The sequence below is a fragment of the Pseudomonas sp. o96-267 genome, from assembly GCF_003935465.1.
Lineage (GTDB): Bacteria > Pseudomonadota > Gammaproteobacteria > Pseudomonadales > Pseudomonadaceae > Aquipseudomonas > Aquipseudomonas sediminis.
Genome location: NZ_RHQP01000018.1, coordinates 24,413 through 39,567, shown reverse-complemented (window position 1 = coordinate 39,567; position 15,155 = coordinate 24,413). Strand labels below are relative to the sequence as shown.

Here is a 15,155-nt window from a genome sequence, read left to right as displayed (position 1 = left end):
CGCCGGCAGCTATACCAGCGGTAAACCGCGAACTTATCATGCGGGCCAACGAACCACTAACCACGCTACGAAAGGAACTTAGCCATGACCGCCACCGAACTGGTTCAGGCCTACTATGCCGCCTTCAACGCCGGCGACATGCCCGCCTTCCTCGACCTGCTGGCAGACGACGTGGTGCACGACATCAACCAGGGTGAACGTCAGGTCGGCAAGGCCACCTTCGCCGCTTTTATGGACAAGATGAACCGTTGCTACCGCGAGCGCCTGGACGACATCGTGGTCATGCAGAACGCTGACGGCAGCCGCGCCGCTGCCGAGTTCGTGGTACACGGCGAATACCTGGCCAACGACGAGGGCCTGCCACCGGCCAACGGCCAGACCTACGTGCTGCCGGCCGGTGCATTCTTCGAGATCAGGAACGGCAAGGTGGCGCGCATCAGCAACTACTACAACCTCAACGACTGGGTTGCGCAGGTGGGCTGAACATCTTCAACACAGAGGCCTTGTCCTGTCTTTACCCTATAGGGCCAAGCCTATAAATCGCTCGGCTCAGTGACCCAGTACAGTCCGCGCTGCTCGGCTAGCCTCGCACGCTCTCGATCCAGTTCGGCACGAAGCTCTTCTTCGCTGGGCAATACCAACTTGTACTTGCTGGCGAACAATTGCTCGCTGCCTTGCAGCACCGAGTAGCGCACCAGCGAGGCATCCTTCTGCGCACAGAGGATAATGCCTACGGTCGGGCCGTCCTCCGGGCCGCGCTTGAGGTCATCGAACATGCGCACATAAATGTCCATCTGGCCAATGTCCTGATGGGTCAGCTCGCCACGTTTGAGATCGAAAATCACGAAGCACTTGAGCAGGTAGTTGTAGAACACCAGGTCGATGTAGAAGTCCTTGCTCTCGGTGCTGATGCGCTGTTGCCGACCAACGAAAGCGAAGCCTTTGCCCAGCTCCAGCAAAAACTGCTGCAACTGATCGATCAGCGCCTGCTCCAGCTCGCTTTCCAGCAAGGCGCCAGCATTGGGGAGGCCGAGAAACTCCAGCAGTACCGGATCACGCACGAACTCGCGTGGGCTCTTGCCCAGCGCTTGCAGGTTACTCGCCGCCTCCTGTTCGACCGCTGTGCGATCCTGGCTGGCCAGCAGGCGCTCGTAATACAGCGTGCCAATCTGCCTCTCCAACGCGCGAGTGCTCCAATTCTGCGCGGCGGCCTCGTTCAAGTACCACTGGCAGGCGCTGTCGCTATCCACCTTGAGCAGAGAGCGATAGTGCGTCCAACTCAATTCGGAACGAAGTGCGTTCCAAATCGGGAACGCCTGATAGAAAGCGCGCATATGTCGCAGGTTGCGCTCGTCGAAGCCCTTGCCGAACTCGGCTTGCAGCCCATTGGCCAGATTGGTCAGCAGCTTCTTGCCATAGGCAGCACGCGCCTGCCCGCCTTGCTCGAACTCGACGATATGCCGCCCCACTTCCCAGCAGGTTTGCACCTGGATCGCATCCACCGCTCGCACGGCCTGCTGCCGCGCCTGGCGGATCAGTTCGGTGAGCAAGGGTTCCAGCGTGGGGTCAGTGTTGAGTGACGTCATTTTTCCTCCCTGAATGGCCAATTTTGATCCTGACATCAATGGCCCATTCAGCCCGAAACTTACCCCCTCACCATGCCAAGAGCCAGTGTTCGAAGATCCTGTGGGAGCGGCTTCAGCCGCGATAACGCAACGCCCGAAACATTCTGCAAAGCCTTAATACAGCGTTAAGCCAGCCCTCCCAGAATCACCCCCAGGCCAATCACCGAGGTTCCGACGATGGAACTACCCTGGGCGCATCACGACCGTCCCGTTGCCCGTATCGGGCGCGGCGATACTTACGAACTCCACCTGGCGTCTCCCGGCAGCGCACGTCGCGTTGCCCTGGAGCAGTTCGTCTGCCAGCGCTTCGAACTGCAGCACGGCGCACGCATCCGTCACTTCATGCCCTGCCTGTTCGGCCTGTTCGGCCTGGAAAACCAGACCGGCCAGTTGCTCGGCGCAGTCGGCGTGCGCAGCGGCAACAGCGGCCCGCTGTTTCTCGAACGTTACCTGGACGAGCCGATCCAGAGCGCCATCGGCGCACGCCTGGGCAACAGCGTGCCGGGCCGTGGCGAGCTGGTGGAAGTCGGTAACCTGGCCGCCGACAGTCCCGGCGCCGCGCGCCTGCTTATCGTCGCCCTGCCCGATCTGCTGGTGGCGCTGGGTTTTCGCTGGGTCACCTTCACTGGCACTCCAACCCTGCTCAACAGTTTCCAGCGCCTGGGCCTGACCCCCATCGCCCTCGGCGAAGCCGATCCGACGCGCATGGGCGATGAACTGGCCGACTGGGGCAGTTACTACGACAACCGCCCTCTGGTCATGGCCGGCGACATCCATGGCGGCCATCAGCGTCTGCTGCAGCTGGGCGCCTATCCGCGTCTCGGTCATCAACCGCTGTATGCCATGGAGGACATGCCCGATGTGGTCTGCAGCTGAATCCTTCTTCGCCCGCCTCGGCGAGTTCGGTACGCACATCGCCCTGGCCGAAGGCGAACGCACCCTCACCTACGCCGAGCTGCTCGGTGCGGTCGCCGCACGAGGCAGGCACCTGCGGGCCCTCGGCGCCCACCGCGTGGCATTGGCCCTGGACAACGGCATCGACTGGGTGTTGTGGGACCTGGCTGTGCTGCACGCAGGCCTGGTCTGCGTACCGGTACCGGCGTTCTTCTCTGTCGAGCAGCAGCGTCATGTGCTCGACAGTGCCGGCATCGACTGCCTGATCGGCAACGGCGCTCCTGGTTTCGCCACCGTCGAGAACGACATTCATCGACGCATGGTGGCGCAACCGGCCGAGCTGCACGCTGGCACCTGCAAGATCACCTACACCTCCGGCACCACCGGCCAACCCAAGGGCGTGTGCCTGGATCTGGACACGCAACTCGCGGTGGCAGAAAGCCTGATCAACGCCAGCGCCAGTCGCGAGGTGCAGCGGCACCTGTGCATCCTGCCGCTGGCGACCCTGCTGGAGAATATCGCCGGCGTTTACGCGCCGCTGTTGGCCGGCGCCCGGATCGAGCTGATGCCCATGGCGCAGATCGGCCTGAGCGGCGCCAGCGGCTTCGACCTGATGCGTTTTCTGCAGGCGCTGCAAGCCGCCCAGCCGCACAGCCTGATTCTGCTGCCGCAACTGCTGCTGGCGCTGGTCAGCGCGGCCGAGCGCAAACTGCCGGTACCGAACTCGCTGCGCTTCATCGCCGTCGGTGGCGGGCGCGTCTCGGCCCAGTTGCTGCAGCGCGCCGATGCGCTGGGGCTGCCGATCTTCGAGGGTTACGGGCTGTCCGAGTGCGCCTCGGTGGTGTGCCTGAACACCCCCGAGCAGCGCCGTATCGGCAGCACCGGCAAGCCGCTCGGTCATCTGCAGGTCATGCTGGCTGACGACGGCGAAGTGCAGGTCAAGGGCGCGCGCATGCTCGGTTACATCGGCGACCCGGCGCCACAAGGCGAATGGTTGCGCACCGGCGACCTCGGCCATTTCGAGGACGGTTTCCTAGTGCTGCACGGGCGCAAGAAGCATCAGTTCATCACCGCCTACGGGCGTAACGTCAACCCGGAATGGGTCGAGTCCGAGCTGGTGCAGCAGTTGCCCATCGCCCAGGCCTGGCTGCATGGCGAGGCGCTGCCGGCCAACGTCGCGGTGCTGGTGCCGCGCTACCCCAATACCCCTGACGCGCAGTTGCAGGCAGCGGTGGACGCCGTCAATCACGGCCTGCCGGACTACGCCCGCGTGCACCACTGGCTGCGCGCCGATGCCCCCTTCAACGCGAGCAACGACCTGGCCACGGCCAACGGTCGCCTGCGTCGCACTGCCCTGTTCAACCATTACCAAGCCGCCATCGAAGCCTTGATGGCCGAAGGAGTACACGCATGAGCTTCTACGAATCCCTGCTGGCCCAGACCCAAGCCGAACGCGACTACCTGCTCGGCGCGCCGATCATCCAGCAAGCCATGACCGGCCAGGTCGCCCTGCACAGCTATATCGCCTTCCTTACCGAGGCCTATCACCACGTCAAGCACACCGTACCGCTGCTGATGGCCTGCGGCGCACGCCTGCCGGAGCGCCTGGAATGGCTGCGCGAGGCTATCGCCGAGTACATCGAAGAAGAAACCGGCCACCAGGAGTGGGTGCTCAACGACATCGCTGCCTGCGGTGCCGACAAGGAAGCGGTGCGCCATGGCACCCCGCACATGGCCACCGAGCTGATGGTGGCCTACGTCTATGACCGCATCGCCCGGCACAACCCGGTGAGCTTCTTCGGCATGGTCAACGTCCTCGAAGGCACCAGCATCGCCCTGGCCACCCAGGCCGCCGGCATCATCCAGGACAAACTGCAACTGCCGAGCAAGGCCTTCAGTTACCTCAACTCTCACGGCAGCCTGGATCTGGAGCACATCGAGTTTTTCAAGAAGCTGATGAACCGCCTGGACAACGACGATGACAAGGCCGCCGTGGTGCATACCGCCAAGGTCGTCTACCGCCTGTATGGCGACATGTTCCGCAGCCTGCCGCTTGCCGGCGAGGAGTAAGGTCATGCAACCGACGGATTGTCGTGCGCTGCTCACCGGCGCCAGTGGCGGCATCGGCCTGGCCCTGGCCGAGCGCCTGGCCAGTGCAGGCGCCCATTTACTGCTGGTTGGGCGTCGCCTGGAGCCTCTGCAGCCCTTGCTGCAACGCTTTCCGCAGAACGTAAAACTGGTGCAGGCCGATATCGCCAGCCGCCGCGGACGTGATGCACTGGTTGCTGCGGCACAGAACTTCGGCGGGCTGAACTGCCTGATCAACGCCGCCGGGGTCAACCGCTTCGGCCTGCTCGACCAGCAGGACGAACAGCAGATCGCCGAGCTGATCGGCCTCAACGTCACCGCCACGCTGCAACTGACCCAACGCCTGCTGCCATTGCTACGTGCCCAGCACCGCGCGCTGGTGATCAACATCGGTTCCACCTTCGGCGCCATCGGCTACCCCGGCTTCGCCGCCTACTGCGCCAGCAAATTCGCCCTGCGCGGTTTCTCCGAAGCGCTGCGCCGCGAGCTGGCCGACACCCATGTGCGCGTCCTCTACTTCGCCCCACGCGCCACCCGCACGGCGATGAACGCCCCCAGCGTGGTGGCGATGAACGATGAGCTGGGCGTGGCCATGGACGATCCCGCGCAGGTCGCCGAGCAGTTGCTCGACGCCATTGGCCGCGAGCAGGAGGAACGCCACCTGGGCTGGCCGGAGCACCTGTTCGTGCGCCTCAACGGTCTGCTGCCACGCGTGGTCGACCAGGCCCTGCGCAAGCAGTTGCCGATCATTCAACGCTTTGCCCGCCACAAGCACTGAGGAGATTTCCCGTGAACGCATTTCGCACCCTGATCATCGCCGCTCTCGGTTTCACCGCCCTGCCCGCCTTCGCCCTCAGTGACAACGGTCAGGCTCAGTTGCATCAGTTGCAAACACGCTGGGCAGAGATCAACTACCAGACGCCGGAGAAGCAGCGTGAAGAGGCCTTCGCCAAGCTCGTCACGCAGGCCGACGCCGCGCTAGCCAGCGAGCCCAAGGCAGCTGAGCTGCTGATCTGGCGCGGCATCATCCTCAGCACAGAGGCCGGCGCCAAAGGTGGTCTCGGCGCCCTGGGCCTGGTCAAGGAAGCCAAGGCCAGCCTGGAACAGGCCCTGACCATCGATCCGCAAGCGCTGGACGGTTCGGCCTACACCAGCCTCGGCAGCCTCTACTACCAGGTGCCCGGCTGGCCGATCGGCTTCGGTGATGACGAGCAGGCCGAGCAAATGCTCAAACAGGCGCTGGCGATCAACCCGAATGGCATCGATCCGAATTATTTCTACGGCGACTTCCTGCAACGGCAGAAGCGCTTTGAAGAATCCCGCGCCGCGCTGGAAAAAGCCCTGGCGGCCAAGGATCGCCCCGGCCGCGAACTGGCCGATCAGGGCCGCCGCGCAGAAGCCACAGCGCTTTTGCAGCAGGTGACAGGTAAACTCCAGTAACCCTCTGCAGGAGTGACCATGCGCATTCTTCTCGTCGAAGACGATCAGGCCCTGGGCGAAGGCATTCGCACCGCGCTGAAACCCGAAGGCTACACCGTGGACTGGCTGCAGGACGGCGCCAGTGCCCTGCACGCCCTGAGCCACGAGAGTTTCGAGCTGGCCATTCTCGACCTCGGCCTGCCGCGCATGGACGGCCTGCAGGTGCTCAAGCACCTGCGCGCCGCGGCCAATCCGGTGCCGGTGCTGATACTGACCGCGCGTGATGCCACCAGTGACCGCATCGCCGGGCTCGATGCCGGCGCCGACGACTACCTGATCAAACCCTTCGACGTCGCCGAACTCAAGGCGCGCCTGCGTGCGCTGCTGCGGCGCAGTTTCCAGCGCCCGCAGCCGGCGCTGGAGTACCGCGGTATCAGCCTCGACCCGGCCAGCCAGGTGGTCGAATACCAGGGCCAGACCATCAACCTGCCGCGCAAGGAGTTCCTCTTGCTGCACGAGTTGCTGATCCAGCCCGGCCGCGTGCTGACCCGCGACAAGTTGCAACAGGCGCTATACGGCTGGGATGAGGAAGTGGAGAGCAACGCCCTGGAAGTGCACGTGCACCACCTGCGCAAGAAATTCTTCCCGGAGCTGATCCGCACCGTGCGCGGCGTCGGTTATCTGGTGGACAAATGAGGTTGCTGAAAACCTTCGGCTCCATCCGCACCCGTCTGCTCGCCCTGCTCCTGCTGCTGGTTGCCGGCAGCTTCGGGCTGATCAGTCACAAGATCTACAACGACTCGGTGCATGAAGTACGCGAGCTATTCGACGCCCAGCTGTCGCAGACCGCGCGCCTGCTCATGGGGCTGGTACGCCACGACCTCACCGAGAACGAGCGCCGCGAGATGCAGGCGGTGCTCGACGAAGCGTTGCTGCTGCACAGCTCGCGCAACCCGGACAACCTGCTCGGCCACGAATACGAAGGCAAGCTGGCCTTCCAGATGCTCGACGACGATGGCGAGCTGCTGTTCCAGTCGGCCAGCGCCCCGCCGGGGCTGCTCAACGACATGATCAAGCAGCTCGGCCTGGTATTGCCGGACAACGACCAGCCGATGCAGCAGCGCCTGGCGCAATTGGCCCGCTACCTGATCGGCTACCACACCCTGACCATCGGGGAGCACAACTGGCGCGTGTTCGTGCTGCATGACAGCCGCGATTACCACTGGGTACTGGCCGGAGAGCGCGAGGACGTGCGCGGCGAGCTGATCGACAAGATTGCCAAACGCAGCCTGCAGCCGCTGCTGATCGGCCTGCCCATCGTCGGTCTGCTGCTGTGGCTGACCGTGGGCTGGGGTTTGTATCCGCTCAAGCGCATGGCCGATGCCATTCGCGGCCGCGCCCCGGATAATCTGGCGCCTCTGGTCTTCCCGCCATTACCCAATGAACTGGAACCGATGGCGGCCGCGCTCAACCGCCTGCTGATGCAGGTCAACCAACTGCTGGAACAGGAAAAACGCTTTATCGCCGATGCTGCCCACGAATTGCGTACGCCCTTGGCGGTGCTGCGTATCCACGCCCAGAACGCACTGGAAGCGCCAGACGCAAGCGACCGCGAAGGGGCGCTAAAACAGCTGGGTAGCGGTGTCGACCGAGCGACCCGTGTGGTCGCGCAGCTGCTGACCCTGGCGCGGCTGGATCCCAATGGCGTGCGCCTGAACATGAGTGACCTCGACCTGCTGGCCTTCCTGCGCAGTGAACTGGCCGAGCTGACGCCACTGGCGCTCAATCGCCAGCAAGAACTGATTCTCGACGCCCAGGAGCCCGCCGACTACCAGCTACCAGCCGATGCCCCGAGCCTGGGCATCCTGCTGCAGAATCTGGTGAGCAATGCCGTGCAGTACACCCCGGCAGGTGGCTGCATTCAGGTGCAACTCCAGGCCACGCCGCAAGAGCTGGTGCTACAAGTGCTCGACAGCGGCCCAGGCGTGCCGGTGGAATTGCGCGAGCGCTTGTTCGAGCGATTCTTCCGCGTTGGCGAAGGCCAGGGCGCTGGCCTGGGGCTGTCCATCGTGCGCCGCGTGGTGGAATTGCATCAGGGCAGCATCGCCCTGGACGAGTCACCGCTTGGCGGCCTGCGCGTCAGCGTGCGCCTGCCCCGGCGTCCCGGCGACCATGCTTGAGTGATCGCGACGGCACGTATAAAGATCAGGTATAGCCATACCCAATCGTCAAGATAGAGACAATCCGTTTTATCAATCGAAGCGCATCTCCGATCATGCACACCTGTTCAACAACCCCTACAGGAGTAACGTCGCATGAGCCTGATCAAACGCTTCTTCCAACCCTCCCAGCCTAGCCAGCAACCGAACACCCCGAACGCGCAGGAACATCCGAACTTCTGGATGTACCAGTGACTCAGCCGCTCGCCCCAACCACCCTCAGCGGCACCTGACGCCCGGCCTTCTGTGCCAGGTAGCGGGTGCAACTGACGCGCAGGAACGAGGCGAAATTGACCACTTCGCCGCGAAAATCCATGACTTCGTCATGCAGCTTGGCGATCAGCTGGTTGGTGGTCATGCCATCGACTTCGGCGATTTCGCGCAGGATGTCCCAGAACTGATTTTCCAGACGCAACGTGGTGACCACACCGCGGATGCGCAATGAGCGTGAGCGCGATTCGTAGAGGATCGGGTCGGCCTTTACATAGAGTTCGCACATCGGTCGTGCTCCTGAAAGGTCGGGTGGGTGCAACCCGCCACGTATGGACTGGCGGGGTGCATCCGCCCGACGTGTTGCTCACGCCATAGCTCGGTGCAATTAGCGCGGGAATGCCGGTAATGATGCGCCCCAGATTACATCCGGGCTACGGAGGTTACAGGCGAATTTCCGTGCCGAGCACCTTGAGAAACGCTGCCAGCCATGCCGGATGCGCGGGCCAAGCCGGCGCGCTGACCAGCTTGCCCTGTACGTGCGCCTGGTCCACCGGGATTTCCACGTACTTGCCACCGGCCAGCGCCACTTCCGGCGCACAAGCAGGATAGGCGCTGCATTCACGTCCCTCCAGCACTCCTGCTGCCGACAGCAGCTGGGCACCGTGGCAAACGGCAGCGATGGGCTTGTCAGCCGCCGCGAACGCCTTGACCAAGGCAATGACATCGGCGTTCAGGCGCAGGTACTCGGGGGCGCGGCCACCGGGTACCAGCAGCGCGTCGTAGTCGTCAGCACGCACCTTGGCGAAGTCATAGTTGAGGGCGAAGTTGTGGCCGGGCTTTTCGCTGTAGGTCTGGTCGCCCTCGAAATCGTGGATGGCGGTGCGTACCGTCTGCCCGGTCACCTTGTCCGGGCAGACCGCATGCACGGTATGGCCAACCATCTGCAGTGCCTGGAACGGCACCATGGTTTCGTAGTCCTCGGCGTAGTCGCCGACCAGCATGAGAATCTTCTTGGCAGCCATGATCGTCTCCTGAAAGTAGGTGGAACGAACGCCATTATTCGCCCCTATTTCTTCCGACAGGTAACAGCCGAGTACTACTCCGCAAATGGTCAAGCGCCGATACAGCGACTGTGGAGGGGCGGCGCCCCGCCGCGAACCAGAGCCGGACCACGAAACACCGCGTTGCCTGATCGCTACCGACCTTACAGTGATCGCTTGCAGTCTAGAGCGCGTACTTCTGCAGGTTCGCCATCATTTCCTTGAGCGCTTCGACGTTATCCGCCGGGTGCGCGGCGCCCTCGAAATCGCAGATGCGTTGCCACTGCGCGGCAACGTCATCGGGGCTGAAGCCGGCCTTGGGATCAAAGCCTGCGCCAAGGCTGCGCTCCCAGCGCACCTTGCCAACCCAACCACCACCGACCTCGTACAGACCACCGGTGTCCTGGCAGGCGGCGCTGCCGAGGTACACCACCAGTGGGCTGACCAACTCGGGCTTGAGCTGTTCGAACACCTGCGGCGGGATCAATCCTTCGGTCATGCGCGTGGCACCGGTGGGGGCGATGGCATTGACCAGGATGTTGTTCTTGCGCCCTTCGATGGCCAGGGTGCGCGTCAGCCCGTACAGGCCAAGCTTGGCCATGCCGTAGTTGCTCTGACCGAAGTTGCCGTAGATACCAGATGTGGACGAGGTGAAGATGACCCGGCCGAAGTTCTGCTCGCGCAAGTGAGGCCAGGCAGCGTGAGTGGTCTTGTAGGCGCCTTCGACATGGACCTTGTAAACCAGATCCCAGTCGGCATCTTCCATCTTGTGGAAGCTCTTGTCGCGCAGGATACCGGCGTTGTTGACCAGCACATCGATACGGCCGAAATGATCCAGCGCGGTCTGCACAATCTTGTCGCCGTCAGTCACCGAGTCATGGTTGGCCACCGCGGTCCCACCGAAGGCGCGAATCTCTTCCACTACCTTGTCGGCAGCAGAGACGTTGGCTCCTTCACCGTGAGTGCTACCACCGAGATCATTGACCACCACCTTGGCACCGTGGCGGGCGAACAACAGTGCATGGGCACGGCCCAGGCCACCTCCGGCACCGGTGACTATGACTACTTGATCTTCGAAACGGATGGCATCGCTCATCGACAGCGTCCTCGGGGCAGGTTGTGATGCGCCGAGTGTCAAACAGCCCCACGCGCTTCACAAGGCGCGCGGGGCTGCTGAATGACGGCCGATAATGCGACCTTATGCGGCTCAGTTACCGGCGCCGGAACCCGAGCCGTCGCCGCCGCTGCCATCACCCGAACCAGCCCCATCACCACCGGGGTTGCCATCGGTGTTGGGCCCCTGAACAGGCGGGATACCCTCACCGTCATCGCCCGGGTTCATCGGATTGGTGTCGCCCGGAGTGGTCGGCGTGGTAGTCCCCGGAGTTCCCGGAGCATTGGTGTCGCTGCTAGCGAAGGCAGGCAAAGCCATCGCGCCCAGAATCCCGCTCAGCAGCAGTGCAGATAACTTCTTGTTCATGGTTAACCTCTACTTTCCTGTGAGTGACAGAGTTACTGAGTCATTCTCGGCGGCAGAGGTTCGACAAAAATTGTTTCAGCGCCAACTGGTTCAAATTCACGCGTGATCAAGCAATGCGGATCAAGCTCAGGTGGTTGTAAAGGTGCAGCACGTGCGCCTCGGCATACTCGGCATGATCGAGCGCACCGTAGGCAAAGTGCGGTTGTAACTCGCCTTCATGACCGGCAAAGCGTTCGAACGCCGCCTGCAAGCGCTGCAACGCCAACGCCTGACTGGCCGGCTCACTGAGCGTGGCGGCGCCGGGAATCGCTTCATCCAGCGGATGACGCATGGCGCCACGGGCGCTGAACACGGCGAATGCGGCTGGCCCGACACTGTGACGAAACCAGGCCGGCTTCAGCTCGGGATAACCGTCGATTGAATAGTCGATGCTCTGCGCGCAGTGATTGAACACCTCGGCCGGACTCCAGCCACGCATACTTTGCAGCGTCTTGCCGTGCAGGTCCGCCAACACCTGGCGCGCGCCCTCCAGGCTGACAGCCGCCGGTCGCAGCCCCGCAGGCAACGCCCAGTAACCGACTCCGAGCGCTGCGACGCCACCGAGCGCAGCGCCTTTCAACAGGGTACGTCTACGCATGCAAGCTCCTTGCGTGGCGAAATTGCAGGTAATGATCGAGCACCGCAGCCGGCGCTTCCAGCTGCGGATAGTGGCCGATGCCGTCGAGCAGCACCGTGTCGGCGTCCGCGATCAACTCACGGTAACGCGCCACCATGTGCGCTCCTGAAATGGGATCGAAGGCGCCATCTATCACCCGCATCGGCAGGGTCGTCGCCTGCATCGCTGCCACCCAGCGTTGCCGCTGCTGGCGGCGCTCGGGCATGTAGCGAATCAGACGATGCATCACCGCCGGGCCGTTGTTGTAGGCCACCAGTTGCCACAGGGCATCCAGTTCGGCCTCACTGGCTAGGGTGTGCGGGCCGAAGATACGGGCAAAACTCTGCGCCAGCTTGCGCCGCGAAAACAGACGCCCAATCAGCGGTCCCAGCGGCCCGAGCAGCAACTTCTGCACCCGCACCGGATGATGCGTTTCGGGGAACAGGCCGCCGTTGAGGAACACGCAACTCGCCAGTTGTATCCGCCCCTCCTGATGCCGCGCGATCAGCTCCTGCGCGACGCTGTCGCCGTAATCATGGGCCAGCACATGCACCGCGCGCTGCTCGTCGATATGGGCCAATAGCGCCTGCTGCAGGTCGGCTTGCTCCAACAGGCTATAGGCATGCCCACGCGGCTTGGCCGAATAACCGAAGCCGAGCATGTCGCAGGCGATAACCCGGTAACGCTCGGCCAGCGGCGCCCACAGACGATGCCAGTCCCAACTGGCGCTGGGAAAGCCGTGAATCAGTAGCAGCGGCTCGGCATCGGCGTCACCGGCGACCCAGTAACGAATGGCATGGCCGCGAAAATCCAGCGTCCGGCTCTGAGCGCACCAGTCGTCCAGGGCGATGCCTGGCAAGTCGCTCACTGGTCGTAGCCCGGCATCTGCTGGTCGAGCTTGCGCAGCAACGCCGGCCAGGGCAGCGAGCCCCCCATGCCCTGTGGCGTTTTCATCACACCGGTAATCATCGCCCGTGCACCATCGAGAATCTGCTGCGGAATGTGGATCAGTTCGGTACCGCCGCTCTGCGCCATGATCTGGATCTCGCAGGCACGCTGCAGGATGAACATGCCCAGGAAAGCATCGGCGATGCCGCCGAAAGCAGTAAGTAACCCATGGTTGGGCAGGATCATGAAGTTCTTGTCGCCCAGATCCGCCTGCAGCCGCGCCTTCTCGTCATGATTCAGCGCCACCCCTTCATAGCCGTGGTAGGCCAGGCTCGCGAGGACGAACAGTGACTGCTGCGACAGCGGCAGCAAGCCCTGCTTCTGCGCCGATACGGCGATACCGGCAGGCGTATGGATGTGCAGTACGCAGCCGACGTCGTGGCGTACCTCGTGCACGGCGCTGTGGATGGTGTAGCCGGCCGGGTTGATGTCGAACGGGCTGTCCATCAGCTTGTTGCCCGCCAGGTCGACCTTGATCAGGCTCGACGCGGTGATTTCGTGAAACATCAGGCCATAGGGGTTGATGAGGAAATCCTCGGTGCCCGGAATCTTGGCGGAGATGTGGGTGAAGATCAGGTCGTCCCAGCCGTAGAGAGCGATCAGTCGGTAGCAGGCAGCGAGATCGACGCGCGCGCGCCATTCGGCCTCGGAAACCAGATTCTTCACAGCAGGGAGTTTCAGCGGAGCATTCACGGCGGTCACCTCGATATTCTTGTTGATCGGTGGTGTCCGCAGTCTAGCCAGACGCGCCGCTGGCGGTAGTTGCCCTGGCAGCCATCTTGATGGCTTTGCAGGTCACGGCGCTGGCGCGCCGCGGTGCGATGGCGTGGTATTCGCCGCTTTTATCGGCCGCTCATACCTGCTCAGGGTATTGGGTGCATGTCAGGCCTTCAGCGCGGCAGCGAATGCTTGAAGCCAGGGCTCGGCATCGGTTTCCGGGGTCACCGTCTCACTGGAGTCCAGGCGCAGCATCTCTACCACTTCGCGCAGACCCAGCTCCGCATACAGCTCACGAATCAGCTCGCCGCCGCCGCAGAAGGTGTCGTAGCTGGAGTCGCCCAGCGCCAGCACCGCAGCCGGTTTGCCGCTCCAGGCCGGCAAGCGGTCACGGATTTCGCTGTACAGCGGCAGCAGGTTGTCAGGCAGCTCGCCCATGCCGGTGGTAGACGTCACGGTGAGGAACGCGTCCGGCGCGAAGGCCAGCAACTCCTCGAGGCTCATATTCGCTTTGTGCCAGGCATCCAACCCGGCGGCCTTGAGCTGGCGCTCGGCGTGGCGTGCAACTTCTTCGGCCGTACCGTAGACCGAACCCGAGACAATGGCGACTTTCATGACAACTCCGGAAACAGGAAAAACGCCGCGCATTATGCCGCAAGTGGACAGCCCGACCCGATGTTTTAGAATGCAGCGCATATCCATCGCGGAACCGGACTCATGATCAATGCCAAACTGCTGCAACTGGTAGTCGACGCCTCCAACGATGGAATCGTGGTGGCCGAGCAGGAGGGCGAAGACAATATCCTGATCTACGCCAACGCGGCATTCGAACGCCTGACTGGCTACCCCAGCGATGACATCCTCTACCAGGACTGCCGCTTCCTACAGGGCAGTGACCGGGCCCAGTTCGGCTTGCAGGCCATTCGCGAAGCCGTCAAGGCCAGCAAACCCTGCCGACAGATCATCCGCAACTACCGCAAGGACGGCAGCGCTTTCTGGAACGAGCTGTCGATCACTCCAGTGCTCAATGAAAGCGACCAACTGACCTACTACATCGGTATCCAGAAGGATGTCACCGAACAGGTCGAAGCCAAGCAGCGCGTACGCGAGTTGGAGGTGGAAGTAGCGGAGCTGAAGGCCGAACTGGCGCGTCTGAAAAGCTGATGAACGGATAAAACTATCGTCTGGCGCGGCAGTCGGAAGGGTTTGCCCCCTTGCAGTATTTACTCCATGCAAAGCGACCCGCTGCTGACTCAGGACGAACTGGATTTCCTCCAGAAGATCCTCTTCAAACCTCCGCAAAAGCGGCGCTCTACCGCAGCGCCGCAGTTGGCTCTGGGCGATCGACTCAGTGAGCTTCTTGCTCGCCTGGGCAACGAAGAGCAGCTAAGCCTGGACACCCATACCGACAATCAGCATCTGAGCTTTCCCCTGCACCTGATTCAGGACGACCACAGCCAGTCGCGCCTGGAACTGGGGGCCCCGCTGATCTTCGAACAAGGGGTGAACGAACGCCCATGGCGCCTCGTTCTACCCACTGAGCTGACACTGCTGGACAGCAGCGACCAGCCCAGCGGCCTGAAGGCGCTGGAGCTATCGAACAATGGAGTTCTGGTGGAATACAGCAGAGCAGGCATGCCGGCCAAGGATCAGCTGCTACAGCTGATCTTGCCCCAGGAGCGTCGCGTTCAACTGCGCGCGCAACTGGCAAGACGTGTCAGCCAGACCTGTTACGCCTACAGCCTGCAGACGCTACATGAAGAAGATGAACAGACCCTGCGTCAGTACCTGTTCGAACAGCACAACGAACAACAACCGCAGACCGTAGCAGCCAACTGAGACTCAGCAGCCAGGGCC

General features: G+C 62.9%; 19 protein-coding genes. 10 read left to right on the top strand and 9 right to left on the bottom strand.

Annotated elements, in window-relative coordinates; all coding sequences use genetic code 11:
• Positions 1-84: 84 nt before the first annotated feature.
• The gene (locus EGJ86_RS13915) at positions 85-483 is read left to right on the top strand and encodes a nuclear transport factor 2 family protein (RefSeq protein WP_125835490.1); all 399 of its coding nucleotides are present in this window, start codon (positions 85-87) and stop codon (positions 481-483) included.
• Positions 484-533: 50 nt separating this feature from the next.
• On the opposite strand, the gene EGJ86_RS13910 is transcribed toward EGJ86_RS13915, so the two are convergent.
• Positions 534-1,586: a YhcG family protein gene (locus EGJ86_RS13910; protein WP_125835489.1), complete on the bottom strand. Its 1,053-nt coding sequence runs from the start codon at positions 1,584-1,586 to the stop codon at positions 534-536.
• A 216-nt stretch (positions 1,587-1,802) separates the two neighbouring features.
• Between EGJ86_RS13910 and EGJ86_RS13905 the strand changes: the two genes are divergently transcribed.
• Genes EGJ86_RS13905 through EGJ86_RS13875 form a run of 7 tightly spaced genes read left to right on the top strand, consistent with a single transcriptional unit; the run spans position 1,803 to position 8,206 of the window.
• On the top strand, positions 1,803-2,501 hold the full coding sequence (locus tag EGJ86_RS13905; protein WP_125835488.1) for a thermostable hemolysin: 699 nt from the start codon (positions 1,803-1,805) through the stop codon (positions 2,499-2,501).
• Positions 2,485-3,933 (top strand): AMP-binding protein, encoded by a 1,449-nt coding sequence (locus EGJ86_RS13900; RefSeq protein WP_125835487.1) that lies wholly within the window; start codon positions 2,485-2,487, stop codon positions 3,931-3,933. The genes EGJ86_RS13905 and EGJ86_RS13900 overlap by 17 nt, the downstream gene beginning before the upstream one ends.
• The gene (locus EGJ86_RS13895; protein WP_125835486.1) at positions 3,930-4,589 is read left to right on the top strand and encodes a TenA family transcriptional regulator; all 660 of its coding nucleotides are present in this window, start codon (positions 3,930-3,932) and stop codon (positions 4,587-4,589) included. Before EGJ86_RS13900 ends, EGJ86_RS13895 begins: the two co-directional genes overlap by 4 nt.
• Positions 4,590-4,593: 4 nt before the next feature.
• Complete coding sequence (locus tag EGJ86_RS13890) at positions 4,594-5,385, top strand: SDR family oxidoreductase (protein WP_125835485.1); 792 nt, start codon at positions 4,594-4,596, stop codon at positions 5,383-5,385.
• Between the two features lie 11 nt (positions 5,386-5,396).
• Positions 5,397-6,047, top strand: coding sequence for a tetratricopeptide repeat protein (locus EGJ86_RS13885; RefSeq protein WP_125835484.1), 651 nt, complete (start codon positions 5,397-5,399; stop codon positions 6,045-6,047).
• Between the two features lie 18 nt (positions 6,048-6,065).
• A complete protein-coding gene (locus tag EGJ86_RS13880; protein ID WP_106734472.1) occupies positions 6,066-6,722 on the top strand; it encodes a response regulator transcription factor in 657 nt (218 codons plus the stop codon).
• On the top strand, positions 6,719-8,206 hold the full coding sequence (locus tag EGJ86_RS13875) for an ATP-binding protein (RefSeq protein ID WP_125835483.1): 1,488 nt from the start codon (positions 6,719-6,721) through the stop codon (positions 8,204-8,206). The genes EGJ86_RS13880 and EGJ86_RS13875 overlap by 4 nt, the downstream gene beginning before the upstream one ends.
• A gap of 235 nt (positions 8,207-8,441) precedes the next feature.
• Here EGJ86_RS13875 and EGJ86_RS13870 read toward each other — a convergent pair whose 3' ends face one another.
• The 8 genes from EGJ86_RS13870 to EGJ86_RS13835 all read right to left on the bottom strand — a co-directional run bounded on the left by EGJ86_RS13870 (position 8,442) and on the right by EGJ86_RS13835 (position 13,913).
• Positions 8,442-8,744, bottom strand: coding sequence for a ribbon-helix-helix domain-containing protein (locus tag EGJ86_RS13870; RefSeq protein WP_017675012.1), 303 nt, complete (start codon positions 8,742-8,744; stop codon positions 8,442-8,444).
• A gap of 154 nt (positions 8,745-8,898) precedes the next feature.
• The gene (locus tag EGJ86_RS13865; RefSeq protein WP_177432843.1) at positions 8,899-9,483 is read right to left on the bottom strand and encodes a DJ-1/PfpI family protein; all 585 of its coding nucleotides are present in this window, start codon (positions 9,481-9,483) and stop codon (positions 8,899-8,901) included.
• Positions 9,484-9,682: 199 nt separating this feature from the next.
• A complete protein-coding gene (locus tag EGJ86_RS13860) occupies positions 9,683-10,594 on the bottom strand; it encodes an SDR family oxidoreductase (RefSeq protein WP_125835481.1) in 912 nt (303 codons plus the stop codon).
• Between the two features lie 111 nt (positions 10,595-10,705).
• Positions 10,706-10,978: a hypothetical protein gene (locus tag EGJ86_RS13855; RefSeq protein ID WP_084340571.1), complete on the bottom strand. Its 273-nt coding sequence runs from the start codon at positions 10,976-10,978 to the stop codon at positions 10,706-10,708.
• A 106-nt stretch (positions 10,979-11,084) separates the two neighbouring features.
• The gene (locus tag EGJ86_RS13850) at positions 11,085-11,615 is read right to left on the bottom strand and encodes a DUF1569 domain-containing protein (protein WP_125835480.1); all 531 of its coding nucleotides are present in this window, start codon (positions 11,613-11,615) and stop codon (positions 11,085-11,087) included.
• Positions 11,608-12,501, bottom strand: coding sequence for an alpha/beta fold hydrolase (locus EGJ86_RS13845; protein WP_125835479.1), 894 nt, complete (start codon positions 12,499-12,501; stop codon positions 11,608-11,610). The genes EGJ86_RS13850 and EGJ86_RS13845 overlap by 8 nt, the downstream gene beginning before the upstream one ends.
• Complete coding sequence (locus tag EGJ86_RS13840; RefSeq protein WP_372237970.1) at positions 12,498-13,274, bottom strand: class II aldolase/adducin family protein; 777 nt, start codon at positions 13,272-13,274, stop codon at positions 12,498-12,500. Before EGJ86_RS13840 ends, EGJ86_RS13845 begins: the two co-directional genes overlap by 4 nt.
• A 189-nt stretch (positions 13,275-13,463) precedes the next feature.
• Positions 13,464-13,913, bottom strand: a complete 450-nt coding sequence (locus tag EGJ86_RS13835; RefSeq protein ID WP_099525688.1) for a flavodoxin — start codon at positions 13,911-13,913, stop codon at positions 13,464-13,466.
• A 102-nt stretch (positions 13,914-14,015) separates the two neighbouring features.
• Between EGJ86_RS13835 and EGJ86_RS13830 the strand changes: the two genes are divergently transcribed.
• Positions 14,016-14,462 carry a PAS domain-containing protein gene (locus EGJ86_RS13830; protein ID WP_099525689.1) on the top strand — a complete coding sequence of 149 codons (447 nt, stop codon included), beginning with the start codon at positions 14,016-14,018 and terminating at the stop codon, positions 14,460-14,462.
• 66 nt (positions 14,463-14,528) lie between these two features.
• Positions 14,529-15,137 carry a hypothetical protein gene (locus EGJ86_RS13825; protein WP_125835477.1) on the top strand — a complete coding sequence of 203 codons (609 nt, stop codon included), beginning with the start codon at positions 14,529-14,531 and terminating at the stop codon, positions 15,135-15,137.
• Positions 15,138-15,155 lie beyond the last annotated feature (18 nt).